A 13,221-nucleotide genomic window follows, 5' to 3' on the forward strand; every position below is an offset into this window, starting at 1 on the left:
GATCGGTCTGATGTCATAATTAATACCGCAAACGTTTTGGAAATCAACAAAAAAAGAAGATGGACAGCAACAATGGCTGATCTCATCTTCCTCCATTTTTATGAAAAAATGCTATTTAGATAACACCGTCTCTTTGTTCCCTACAGCTTGCTCCGTTATCTGCTTTTGTGCCTTTTTGCCAGGCATGAGCAGCGTCAGTACAAGTGCAAGGATCCCTATAATCATCATAAAATAGTATGCGTCGCCTGAGCCTAATATGGAGGACAAGGTCGCGATGAATTCAGATGAAGCGGTGGGATTCTGACTCTGAACTTCAATCGAATGACTTGCTGCTTGAGCGGTATAGATGGTGATCACAACAGCTGTACCAATTGCTCCTGCAATTTGCCGAACCGTATTGTTCACTGCGGAGCCATGTGTGCCCAATTGTCTTGGCAAGGCATTCAAACCGGCCGTGTTAAGCGGCATCGTAATAAAGCTGAGACCAATACGCAAACAAATGGTTCTGATCATTAAATACATATAAGAAGTGTCACCGGATAAGTCAGTCACAGCCCACATGGATGGGATAATGAAGAGAAGACCTGTAACAAACAGTGGTTTTGCACCGAATTTGTCATACAGCTTGCCTGTAACTGGAGATAGCAGGGCATTAATCACTGCACCAGGCAGTAATAACAGTCCAGCTTCAAAGGCGGTAAAGCCTTTGCCGCTTTGGAGATACATCGGCAGCAGGATCAAATCCGCATACATCAGCATAGTAACGAGAACATTGATGATAGATGTGAAGGTAAAGATCTTATTCTTAAATACATCAAGGTTCAGCAAAGGATCAGGGGACTTGATTTGCCGCATACAAAATAGAGACGTAAATACGAGTCCGATGATTAAAGATAGGATTACACTTAAGGAATCCCAGCCTTTACTCCCAGCGGTACTAAATCCATATAATATAAAGCCGAAGCCGATCGTAGACAATACAACACTCACGACATCAAGCTTGGCTTTGACGGTTTGAGAAACGTTAGCCAAGAATTTTAATGATAGTAAAATGACAATGGCCGCAAAAGGCACCAATCCAATAAAGAGCCATCTCCAGGAAACGTATTCGATGATAAATCCCGCCAGCGTAGGGGCAATTGCAGGTGCAAATATAATGGCAAACCCGATTAAGCCCATGACACTGCCTCGTTTTTCAATAGGGAAGACAATGAGGATAACACTCATCATGAGTGGTGTAATTATTCCTGTACCTGCAGCTTGGATCATTCTCCCTGTAAGCAGAATACTAAAATTAGGAGATATTGCACATATGACGCTTCCGATTAACAGCAGCAGCATGGAGCTCACAAATAATTGTCTGGTGGTGAAACGCTTCATGAGGTAGGCCGTGGCGGGAATCAACACACCGTTAACCAGCATAAAGCCAGTTGCAAGCCACTGTATGGTTGTAGCCGACACTTTGAATACATCCATCAGATCATTTAGAGCTACATTGAGCAAGGTTTGATTCAAGGTCGATAAAAAACAACCTAAAATTAAAATAAATAATAGTATTCCTTTTTTTACTTCTGGTTTCTCTTGTTCCATTAAGATACTCCTTCCAAGCATTGCTTTATCAACACCGTATCAATAAAATAGATAGTACCACAATGAAAATGAATTGACTATTTGGAAAATTTTTCAAACCGTCGTTTAATCAGCAGGGAAGGGGAAACCGATTATAATCATCGATTTAATCGACAAAGGAGAAGGAAATGTCTATGAGGAAAAAGGAAGATCCACGAGCGATTCGCTCTAAAAATATGTTTAAACAAGCTGCGCTTTCGCTTCTGATCGAGGAATCATCTATGACACAGGTCACGGTACAGAAGGTAGCCGACCGTGCTGAATTAAATAGAGCCACATTTTATTTGCATTATGAAGATATTCATGATCTGATCACCAAGGTAACTAATGAAATCTTTGACGAGCTGTCAATAAAGATAGAACCGCTTGTCCAGTCGGAAATCATGGATAACGAAGAGGACCTTACACGATTTTTGGATTATATATACGATAATAGGAAGCTCTTCGCTGTACTGTTTGAGCATAAAAGCTATGAATCGAGGTTATTTAATCTGTTCAAGAATTTGATTGAAACGAGAAGAGATAAAGCATTGATCACGAGAGGGTTACCAGAACACTTGGTATCGATCGAGATTCTGACAGCTTCCATTATTGGGGTGATCATGTGGTGGATTCGAGACGGAATACACTTTAGCTCAGAGCATATAGCGAATCAAATTTCAATGATTTACAAAAGGTCACCTATAAGTTAGCCATAAATTCAATATTGAACATGAAAATAAATGAACATAAAAAAGAACCCTCCATTAAGGAGGGATATATGATTTACGTATTATATATTGTGCCAATCATTTCTTTGAGAACGGAGGCAGAGTGATTGAATTTCTCGGTTTCTGTCTTGTCCAGTCCAATTTCGATGACTTCTCGAATTCCACCGCGGTTGACTATTGCGGGTACGCCGATATATACATCTTCTTGGCCATATTGGCCTTCCAGCAGACAGGATACGGTAAGAATGCTGTTCTCGTTTCCAAGAATGGCCTTAGTGATCCGAACGAGGCACATTCCGATCCCGTAGTAGGTAGCTCCCTTTCGCTCAATAATATGATAGGCGGCATCCCGTACATTGACGAAGATCTCATCAAGCTTGGATTGGTCTTGTGGATTATTACGGCGCTCCAGCACTTTGGACAAGCTTTCAATTCCGATGGATGCTTGGCTCCATACCGCAAATTCGGTATCCCCGTGCTCCCCGATAATCGCTGCATGTACATTACGAGGGTCGACCTGCAGGTAATCACCAATCATGTAGCGGAATCGTGCCGAGTCCAGGGTTGTACCGGAACCAATGACGCGCTCCTTTGGCAGACCTGATTCTTTCCAGGTCACATAAGTGAGTATATCTACGGGATTGGTAGCTACGAGAAAAATCCCGTCAAATCCACTGTCCATAATCTCGCGTATAATGGTCCGAAATACTTTCGTATTCTTATCAATGAGATCGAGTCTAGTCTCGCCAGGCTTTTGAGGAAGTCCTGCTGCAATAACGACAAGATCTGCAGAGTTGCAGTCTGCGTAAGTACCGCTCCACACTCGGGTTGGTGTTAATGTAAAGGCCATTCCATGATTCAGATCCATGGCTTCGCCTTCTGCTCTGCTCTCGTTAACATCAATTAGCACAAGCTCTTCTGCCACGCCTTGATTAATCATGGAATAGGCGTAGCTGCATCCTACTGCTCCTGTTCCAACAAGTACTACACGGTTGACATTATTCTTCAAGACAGTCACCTTCCTTTATATGTTTTATTAACCATATCATAGAAGTCTGTTTCATTTTATCAGCTGATGAACATTCATGAAAGCTTGTCATGCATAGTACAATCCAGAATCGTCATCATAAGGAAAACGAAGGGCGAAGGAGACAGAAATAATTTGCTATGCCTTGTTCAAAAGAGCAGCCGAGAGGGAGGAGGGATCGCAGAAGGGCAGAGACAGTCAAGGAATCAGCAGGATGCGTTATTTCATGGTTCGGTTTCTGGGCGAAACTTTCAGGTTATTGTTATAGATAAGGAGCTGTTGAATAAATTGAAATGATAGTAACTGCAATCATAAAAGACTGCCGACGATACATGCCAGCAGTCTTCTTCATTAATCGCAGTAAGTCCATCTCTTACTCGCTTGACAATTCCTTGAGCGATTTTACTTTACCATGTGGATGCTGTTCTTGCTTTCGTGACTTCCAGGCAGCTTCTTTTCGTCTCTTCTGGTTGGTCATAACAGTAATCCTCCTTAGGCAAATGAGATGTATACTACTTCTTTAGGGTGTCATTGCGCGGTGAATTTCATTCGTCTATATCAAGTTAGGCAGCTCCAATATAACGAAGTTTGTTAAATTTTTTCTGATAACGAAACGAAATGGGACTTAATGTCGTACATAAAAAAGGAAATAAGTGAAATCATGTAAGTATTCATTTCCTGTCATGATGAGAATCATGAGGTATGTACTAGAGTCATCAGCAAGAACATTCTAAATGGAGAGAGGGTAACACGATTGGAGTCTATTTGGCTGGAGTATGCATGGGCGCTGCTAATTCTTATTGGATTGGAAGGATTGTTATCAGCGGATAATGCCCTTGTTCTGGCGGTAATTGCGAAGCACTTGCCGGAAGAGCAGAAGAAGAAAGCGATCAATTATGGAATTATGATGGCCTTTGTGTTTCGTTTTGGTGCCTTATTCGCCATCTCGTTTATTGCAAACGTTTGGCAAATACAGGCCATCGGTGCAGCGTATCTTCTATACCTCGGATTAAAGCATGTTATCAAAGCAAAATTCGGGAAGAAAAACGAGAAAATTCGTGAGGACGTCAAGGAAAAAGCTGCCGGAAAAAGCTACTGGGCCACTGTTGGTAAAATCGCGCTTGCCGATATCGCCTTTGCGATTGACTCTATACTGGCTGCAGTAGCTCTTGCCCTCGGACTTCCGGATTCACCGCTTGGCAATTTCGGAGGAATGGACGGTGGTAAATTTATCGTTGTAGTGCTCGGTGGTATCGCTGGACTGGTACTCATTAAGTTTGCTGCCACATGGTTTGTGAAGCTGCTTGTTGACCGCCCGGCACTGGAAACGACAGCCTATGCAATCGTTGCATGGGTTGGTGTGAAGCTGGCTGTAATTACCCTTGCCCACGAGGACATCGGAGTGCTGGATCATCACTTTCCACACAGCACAGGCTGGACGCTTGTATTCTATGGGGTGTTGGTTGCTATTGCACTGTGGGGCTGGTTTGCTCCAGCGAACAAGAAGCAAGCGGCAGAAGATATTGTATAGTTTCAACCTGCTGTCAGCAGAGAAATATAACTTGTCGTTGACAATATGAGCATGGAATTCCAGGAGCTGCGAATGACGCGGCTCTTTTTATATTTTATATCCGCTTGTTCTTACCCTATGTAGGGCTGATTTGATATTATACATAGTGAAACAATTAATAACTCAACAGCAATTCACTTCATTTTTTCTATAGTATTGTGAAATTAACTCAGCCTTAATAGAAATTGGGTATCATTAGAGTTGGATCAACTAAGGAGGAAGTGTACTATGAAAATTGCGATCATAACAGAAACATTTCTGCCTTCTACTGACGGAATAGTGACCCGATTAACAGCGTCGATTCGCCATTTTCTCGCCGAAGGTCATGAAGTGATCGTTATTGCGCCGGATCTGGGAGTCACAAGCTTTGGTGAAGCGAGAATTTATGGCATCCCAGCACGTCCACTTCCGTTATACAGAACGAAAAACTTTGCAATGCCGAGCCCTAAAGTAGGTAAGCTGCTGAAAGAGTATGACCCTGATGTTGTGCATGTTGTCAATCCGGCTCTACTTGGGGCTGCCGGAATCTATTACTCGAGAAAGTATGGTTACCCATTACTGGCGTCGTATCATACCAACCTGTCGCAGTATCTTGATTATTACAAGCTCTCTTATTTAAAAGGATTGATGTGGTCCTATATACGATCACTTCACAACCGGGCAGCCGTCAATCTGTGCACTTCCCATACTGTACAGGAAGAACTAACGTCGCGGCAGTTTCGGAATGTACTGCTCTGGAAACGCGGTGTCGATACCGAATTGTTCAGCCCGACTCAATACAGTCCGGTTATGCGTGAACGGCTGTCTCAAGGACAAGAAGGCAAGAAGATATTGCTCTATGTAGGCAGATTGGCAGTAGAGAAGGAAATAGAGAAGCTTAGAGATCTGTTTGATGCTTCTGATCAATTTGTTCTGGCCATTATCGGAGATGGACCGCATCGACAGGCACTGGAGAATCATTTTAAGGGTACTCCGACACTCTTTACGGGCTTCCTGTATGATCAAGAGCTGGCACAGGCGTTTGCATCCTCCGATGTATTTGTTTTCCCATCAACGACGGAAACGCTGGGACTTGTCCTCCTGGAAGCCATGGCGTCCGGTCTTCCTGTTGTTGCTGCAAGAAGCGGGCCAACAGTTGAACAGATTAGACACGAGCATTCAGGATTATTGTATGATGCTAACGATCACAACGATTTTATCTCCGCTGTCTGTCGGTTTGAAGATGAAGCTGTAAGAAAAAGGATGGCAGAGGCTGCTTATCAAGAAAGTATAGGCAAGGGGTGGTCAGAGGCGGCAGAGCAGGTGCTTGGCTATTACAAACAGACGATCTTAGAAAGGAAGCTCAAGCATAACGAGGAAATCTTGAATTCCAATTAGAAGGAGAGATGACGGCTTGAATTCAGCGGTGAATGATATTGGACTTATCCTGGAAGGCGGGGGAATGAGGGGGTTATACACGGCAGGTGTATTGGATTGCTTAAGCGATTGGGGCATCGAATTTCCGATTGTTGTATCTTCATCCTCCAGCGCGCTCATTGGAAGTTATTATATTTCGAATCAGAAAGGGAAGATATACAAGGCCTTTAATCAACTGCTGGATGGTCGTAGTCTTGTTTCACTGAAGCGGATGCTGACCCATCAGGAGCTTTTTCATATGGATCTGATATTTAATATTCTGCCGACGCAGCTGGCACCCTTTGATTATAATACCTTTTCTCAATCGAATGCATTGTTCCTGATCACGACGACGGATATGGCAACGGGATCTGCAATGTATCATGATCAATATGATTCGGCGGAGCATCTGTTCAACCTGGTCCGTGCTTCAAGCAGTCTACCTGTACTCTCTCCAAGTGTATTGTTCCAGGGTAGACGTCTTCTTGACGGCGGCGTAGCAGATCCAATTCCGATTCAGCCTTCCATTGATCGAGGCTACAAACGTCATCTTGTCGTTCTAACCCGAAATAAAGGGTATATAAAAAAGCCCGAGCCTTACGGCTGGATGTATTATGGATTGTTCAGACAATTCCCTCATCTCCAGCATCAGCTGAAGAAAAGACATCATTACTATAACCAGACAACAAAGCGATTGATCCGAATGGAGAAGGATGAAGAAGTATTCATCATCCAGCCTGAACACCCTTTGATTGCAGGGAGAACGGAGCGCAACAAGCGAGTGCTTATGCAGCTATACTGGCAGGGCTACCGTGAAACAGAGCAGCAGAAGGATGCCCTCTTCCGATTTTTGTTTAATTCACATAATAAGAACAGATTGAATGCGTAAAGGATGGGTTAAAGATGACAAACATGGATGTACATAAAAAAATAATTGTATTTGGCGGCGATGGCTTCTGTGGTTGGCCGACCAGCCTTCACTTGTCCAGTTTAGGACATGAAGTGATTATAATTGATAACCTATCCAGAAGAAGAATTGATGAGGAGTGCCAGACCAATTCTCTTACACCAATTCAGTCCATGGAAAATCGTCTTGAAGCCTGGAAGGAAGTATCAGGCAAGCACATCCAGCATTATCTTCTAAATGTCGCCGAGGATTACGATGACCTGTTAAATGTCATAGTGGAGGAAAAGCCGGATGTAATGATCCATTTTGCAGAGCAGCGATCTGCGCCTTATTCTATGAAGTCCTCTCGTTTGAAGCGTTATACAGTGAACAACAATATTAATGCTACTCATAACATACTCAGCGCAATCGTGGAGAGCGGCTTAGATATTCACTTGATTCATTTAGGAACGATGGGTGTCTATGGCTATGGTACGGCAGGGATTCCGATACCTGAGGGGTACCTAGATATTGAGGTAGTTACTGAAGCCGGAGATCGTGTGCAGCAGCAAATTTTGTACCCTACCCATCCGGGATCTATCTACCATATGACAAAATCTCAGGATCAGCTGTTGTTTGCTTTTTATAACAAAAATGATAAGCTTCGCATTACTGATCTTCACCAGGGAATTGTATGGGGAACGCATACCCGAGAGACTCAATTAGACGAAAGACTGATTAATCGCTTCGATTATGACGGAGATTATGGTACAGTTCTCAATCGATTCCTCATGCAGGCAGCGATTGGGCATCCGATTACCGTACATGGGACCGGTGGTCAAACGAGAGCCTTCATTCATATTCAAGATACCGTACGATGTATACAGCTTGCGGTTGAACATCCTCCTGCAACAGGTGATCGAGTGCTCATCATGAATCAAATGACCGAGACACATCGAGTTATTGATCTGGCTGAGATAGTGAGTCGGTTGACCGGCACTGAAATTGCTTTTGTTCCGAATCCAAGACAAGAGGCGGCTGAGAATGATCTCCATGTCGAGAATGGTCTCTTTCTATCCAAGGGACTGGTTCCGATTACGCTCAATGAGGGGCTGTTGTCGGAAATCACGGAGATTGCGAAGAAGTATGCCAATCGTGCCGATCATTCGAAAATTCCTGCCATGAGTACGTGGACGAAGCAGCAGAAGCCGGGATTGCTGTAATCTATTGATTTATAGTCTATAGAACATGGGTAGAAAAGGAGCAGCAGCCGTTCGTGCAGACGCTCCTTTTTGGCTTAAAAGAAATTTTAAGTTCCTTATTTTTATATGCAACAGTATTAATCTTATATTTATAACTCGAGCGGTTCGGTCTAATATATAGCAGCGAAGGATATTGTCTAACTCGTGCAATATCGCAAAGTGAGTACATAAGGAGACTTCTTAGAGTGAATAAACGTACAGGAACATTCAACAAAATTTATGCGATGCAGCTGGCAACGATATTTATTGGCTTCATCATATTCGGCTTGTCAGAGAACATTAAAGGTCCCGCCATCCCCCGCATTCAATATGACTTCATGCTGGATGAATCTCAGCTCGGTACATTGTTATCTCTAAATGCGCTTGGCTATTTAATTGCCTGCTCATTCACTGCTTATCTAACAAGATTATGGGGGATCAAGGTCATAACGGTGTTATCCTTTGCTGCTATGGCGATCTCGGGAATATTTATATTCCTATCACAGCAGTATGCCTTATTCTCAGCCTCCTATTTCTTGATGTATATCGGTAACGGCATGCTGGAGATTGGGCTCGCCATTCTTGGTGCTCGTATATTTGTGAAGAACACGGGAACGATGATGAATTTGACCCATGGATTCTATGGCCTGAGCTCGACAGTGGCTCCTCTAATTGCAACAGGACTTATGGAGGTTACAATTAACGGATATACGCTGGATTGGCGAGGAATGTACCTTGTCATGCTGCTTTTGTCTGTTATTCCTATCATTTTTGCCCTGTTCAGTTCTTTTCCTGGTGATGATGTCGCACAGGAGGATCGTTTGCCGCTAAAAGTTCTCCTGAAGGACCCCGTGCTATGGCTTATGGTGCTGGTGTTATCATTCGGAGTTGTATCTGAATTGGCTGTCGGAGGGTGGCTCGTTAACTTCCTTGAGAAGGCTTACGGCTGGGATACTGTGTCGGCTTCAGGTATGTTATCAACCTTCTTCCTATGCTTCGCTCTGGCGAGATTGATCTTAGGTCCTGTTACAGACAGAATCGGATTTACCCTATCTTTAATTATTTTCTCTGGAGTATCTGCAATCTGTACATTTATTGCTATATTTGGCGGAGAACAGCTTGCATTTCTATTTGCGGCTTCAGGGATCGGTATTGCGATGATCTATCCAACGGTGATGGCCTTCATCGCTAGACGATATCCAAACGGAAGTGATACCGCCATTACGTTTACCGTCACGCTTATGGGAGTAGGCAGTGTGATCGGGAACTATCTTATTGGAGCTATTACAGAGTGGACGAAGAGCTTCTTTGGCGCAGATACCCAGCTCGGGCTATTCCGGGGACTGCAGGCGGGTTATGGATTCATCGGATTATGTGCCGCATTATGTGCAATTACAGGGGTCATTCTATATATTTATTTGTCCAAACGTAAGCAAGTCATATAATGAGATCATACTCTTTGATGAAAGGATCGTAATTTACATGTATTACAAAGGTGCGCTTCCAGGAGTTGATAATTTGATCTATTTCAAGAGCGACGTTCAATTGAAAGAAAATGACGTCGTTGTCTTGAATGATCAGAAATATTTCATTCAAAGTATAGAGAATGGATTGCTGCTGCTTCTGAGAGTTGGTTCGATTGTTACGGTAAGTGTGTAACAGCATGTGATAGATATTAAGACTAAGTCGCCTGATTTGGCGGCTTTTTTCGTATGATTTGGTTATCGGTGATTCACGTTGACATGACCTGATTGGAGTCTTATAATCGTTTCGTCAACAAACGGTTTTTTTAGATGTAAAGTGTGCATATATCGAAAATGATGATAAAGGAGTGTAGGCATGGCAGAATGGAATCAAGAGTACATTGTACTCTCCGGGGCAAGGGAGAATAATTTGAATGATGTGTCCCTGCGCATCCCGAAGCGAAAGATTACCATCTTCACCGGCGTGTCGGGATCGGGCAAGTCATCTATTGTATTTGATACAATCGCCGCAGAATCTACTCGCTTGCTGAATGAAAATTTCAGTATGTTTGTACGCAATTTTCTCCCGCGTGTGCCGCAGCCGGATACGGATTCGATTGAGAATCTAAGCATGGCCGTTATTGTGGATCAGAAACGACTGGGGGGAGGGTCGCATTCCACGATGGGTACAATTACCGATATTTCTCCGATCCTGCGCCTTCTGTTCTCTCGAGTCGGTCAGCCGCATGTTGGGGCAGCGCATATGTTCTCTTTTAACGATCCGCAAGGGATGTGTCCGGAGTGCAGTGGCTTGGGACGGAAGCTGGGTGTTAACATGAATAAGGCCATCGACATGTCCAAGTCCCTCTCGGAAGGAGCTATTATGCTGCCTGACTATTCGGTGAACGGCTGGGAATGGAACATGCTGATGCAGTCTGGAGACTATGATCCAGATAAGAAGCTGAGTGATTATTCGGAGGAAGAGCTGGATCATCTGCTCTATTCCAAAGCACGGAAAGTGAAGATGGATTTTGCCGGAAAGCCAACAAATGTGACGGTAGAAGGTGTCATTGAGAAGTTTACCAACAAATACATCAAGCAGGATGTAAAGACCAAATCCGAACGGACACAAAAAACAGTCGCACCCTATATCTCTGAAGGCCCTTGCTCGAGTTGTCATGGTGCGAGACTCAGTCAAGCCACTTTAAGCTGCAAAATTAATGGGCTTAACATTGCGGATCTGTCCTCTATGGAAGTGGGAGAGCTGCTTAATGTGATTCAAAATATTGACGAGCCGATTGCAGCTCCCATTGTTAAATCGCTGACAGAGCGGCTTCAGCATCTTGTCGATATTGGACTCGACTATTTGACACTGGATCGTGAAACAGATACCTTGTCCGGTGGTGAGTCTCAGCGGGTCAAGATGGTCAAGCATTTAAGCGGGAGTCTGGTTGACGTAACTTATATTTTTGATGAGCCCAGTGTGGGTCTTCATCCAAGGGACGTGCATAGACTGAATGAATTACTGCAGAAGCTGCGCGATAAGGGCAATACGGTGATCGTAGTTGAACATGATCCTGATGTCATCAAGGTCGCGGATCATATTGTGGATGTAGGTCCTTATGCCGGAAGTCGCGGCGGGAATATCGTATATGAAGGCAGCTACCAAGGTCTGCTTGAGTCGAATACGCTCACGGGCAACCATATGAAGCTTCCGCTTCAATTGAAGCAGGAATCGAGACGCCCCTCAGGACATCTCTCGATCAAGGATGCATCGCTGCATAATTTGAAGAACGTGAGTGTTGATATTCCAGCAGGCATTCTGACCGTTGTTACAGGAGTTGCTGGTTCGGGCAAAAGTACGCTGATTAACGATATATTTCTCAGCGAGCACCCTGATGCAATCGTGATCGATCAATCCGCAGTTGGTGTCTCAACACGTTCAAATCCGGCTACCTACACGGGGATTATGGATGATGTGCGCAAAGCGTTTGCTTCCGCAAACAAAGTAAACCAAGGCTTATTCAGCTTTAACTCCAAAGGGGCTTGTGAGAATTGCCAGGGGCTGGGGGTTGTATATACGGACCTTGCATTCCTTGACAGTGTGAAGCTGCCGTGTGATGTGTGTGGAGGCAAACGCTTTAAGGAAGAGGTGCTGGAGTACAAGCTGAACGGCAAATCGATTGCCGATGTACTGGCAATGACGGTAGAGCAGGCCCTGGAATTCTTTGAGCTTAAGGAAGTCGTCCGTAAGCTGCAGGCGATGAGTGATGTAGGACTAAACTACGTTACACTGGGACAACCCCTCAGCACATTGTCTGGCGGAGAATGTCAGCGTATCAAGCTGGCAAGCGAGCTGCACAAGAAGGGCAGCATCTACGTTATGGACGAGCCGACAACGGGTCTCCATATGTCCGATATTGGCCACCTGCTAGCGATCATGAACCGACTCGTAGATGCTGGCAATACGGTCATTGTCATTGAGCATAACCTTGAAGTAATCAGTCAAGCGGATTGGATTATTGATCTGGGGCCTGATGGAGGAAGCAAGGGCGGTCAAATCGTGTATGAAGGTCCCCCAGCACAGATTCTTCATGCGGAATCGTCGATTACCGGACGGTACCTAAGGTAAAGGTGGTACTTTCTTCGATTATTGAACGATGTATGTTAGAATAACAGCTTAACTTACTTCTGGAGGATATAGAATGAATCAACGATTTCGAATTACAAGATCGATGCAAGATGCTGCGGAAGCTCTTGAAATTTCATTAGATGAGTGCAAAGCCTATTTTGCAGAGAAGGATGATTTTACTTATGAGACTGTACTGACTGTCAAAGGTCCGGAGAGCACGATGTCAATTAAGGGTGATTTCTTCATGTGGGAGCTGGGAGAGATGCGGATTCCGTTCCGGCATTATAATGGGGATATTTATGTAGCCATTTCTCAAGAAGAGGTTGTACCTAAGATGATGGAAGTCGCGTCAGATCTACGTGCAGACATTGTGGAAGGTTAATGAAGTTCACATCAGGGGTTAATGAGTAAATAATAAATACTTTGAATCAGAGCCACCTAACAGGGTGGCTTTATGTTTTATAAAGGGAGCGTGTTAGACACAGCAGAAGCTGGAGTATACAAAAAAACAGACCCGACTGGCTGCCGAGTCTGTTTATAAATAAAAAATGATTTGCACACAAAAAAGCAATGTGATACTATGTTGAAACGAATGTCTCAATACATTGTCACAAGGCATAATGAACCTATTTTTTATCTCATACTATTATCTTATCATATGCCTTGTG

General features: G+C 44.0%; 12 protein-coding genes. 9 read left to right on the forward strand and 3 right to left on the reverse strand.

Annotated features, from left to right (window positions below; genetic code table 11):
• Window positions 1-111 precede the first annotated feature (111 nt).
• A complete protein-coding gene (locus BK126_RS17480; RefSeq protein WP_076313831.1) occupies window positions 112-1,590 on the reverse strand; it encodes a DHA2 family efflux MFS transporter permease subunit in 1,479 nt (492 codons plus the stop codon).
• A gap of 167 nt (window positions 1,591-1,757) precedes the next feature.
• Here BK126_RS17480 and BK126_RS17485 point away from each other — a divergent pair, with 167 nt between their 5' ends.
• Window positions 1,758-2,321: a TetR/AcrR family transcriptional regulator gene (locus BK126_RS17485; RefSeq protein ID WP_076313832.1), complete on the forward strand. Its 564-nt coding sequence runs from the start codon at window positions 1,758-1,760 to the stop codon at window positions 2,319-2,321.
• A gap of 73 nt (window positions 2,322-2,394) precedes the next feature.
• On the opposite strand, the gene BK126_RS17490 is transcribed toward BK126_RS17485, so the two are convergent.
• Together BK126_RS17490 and BK126_RS29865 are read right to left on the reverse strand one after the other, a co-directional pair.
• Window positions 2,395-3,348, reverse strand: a complete 954-nt coding sequence (locus BK126_RS17490) for an L-lactate dehydrogenase (RefSeq protein ID WP_076313833.1) — start codon at window positions 3,346-3,348, stop codon at window positions 2,395-2,397.
• A 391-nt stretch (window positions 3,349-3,739) separates the two neighbouring features.
• Window positions 3,740-3,844 carry a DUF6254 family protein gene (locus tag BK126_RS29865; RefSeq protein ID WP_256209697.1) on the reverse strand — a complete coding sequence of 35 codons (105 nt, stop codon included), beginning with the start codon at window positions 3,842-3,844 and terminating at the stop codon, window positions 3,740-3,742.
• Between the two features lie 276 nt (window positions 3,845-4,120).
• On the opposite strand from BK126_RS29865, the gene BK126_RS17495 reads away from it, so the two are divergent.
• From BK126_RS17495 to BK126_RS17525, 8 genes are all read left to right on the forward strand, one after another.
• Window positions 4,121-4,897, forward strand: a complete 777-nt coding sequence (locus BK126_RS17495; RefSeq protein WP_076313834.1) for a TerC family protein — start codon at window positions 4,121-4,123, stop codon at window positions 4,895-4,897.
• Window positions 4,898-5,164: 267 nt separating this feature from the next.
• The gene (locus BK126_RS17500) at window positions 5,165-6,313 is read left to right on the forward strand and encodes a glycosyltransferase family 4 protein (protein WP_076313835.1); all 1,149 of its coding nucleotides are present in this window, start codon (window positions 5,165-5,167) and stop codon (window positions 6,311-6,313) included.
• A 16-nt stretch (window positions 6,314-6,329) separates the two neighbouring features.
• Window positions 6,330-7,220, forward strand: coding sequence for a patatin-like phospholipase family protein (locus BK126_RS17505; protein WP_256209698.1), 891 nt, complete (start codon window positions 6,330-6,332; stop codon window positions 7,218-7,220).
• A gap of 14 nt (window positions 7,221-7,234) precedes the next feature.
• Entirely contained in the window at window positions 7,235-8,440 is a 1,206-nt protein-coding gene (locus tag BK126_RS17510) for an NAD-dependent epimerase/dehydratase family protein (RefSeq protein ID WP_083655943.1), read from the forward strand.
• Window positions 8,441-8,703: 263 nt separating this feature from the next.
• The gene (locus tag BK126_RS17515) at window positions 8,704-9,903 is read left to right on the forward strand and encodes an MFS transporter (protein ID WP_143757762.1); all 1,200 of its coding nucleotides are present in this window, start codon (window positions 8,704-8,706) and stop codon (window positions 9,901-9,903) included.
• 37 nt (window positions 9,904-9,940) lie between these two features.
• The gene (locus BK126_RS29470) at window positions 9,941-10,117 is read left to right on the forward strand and encodes a hypothetical protein (protein ID WP_177178700.1); all 177 of its coding nucleotides are present in this window, start codon (window positions 9,941-9,943) and stop codon (window positions 10,115-10,117) included.
• Between the two features lie 180 nt (window positions 10,118-10,297).
• Entirely contained in the window at window positions 10,298-12,553 is a 2,256-nt protein-coding gene (locus tag BK126_RS17520; RefSeq protein WP_076313837.1) for an ATP-binding cassette domain-containing protein, read from the forward strand.
• Window positions 12,554-12,626: 73 nt separating this feature from the next.
• Window positions 12,627-12,935: a hypothetical protein gene (locus BK126_RS17525; protein WP_076313838.1), complete on the forward strand. Its 309-nt coding sequence runs from the start codon at window positions 12,627-12,629 to the stop codon at window positions 12,933-12,935.
• Window positions 12,936-13,221 lie beyond the last annotated feature (286 nt).

This window comes from Paenibacillus sp. FSL H7-0326, assembly GCF_001955535.1.
Classification (GTDB): domain Bacteria; phylum Bacillota; class Bacilli; order Paenibacillales; family Paenibacillaceae; genus Paenibacillus; species Paenibacillus shunpengii.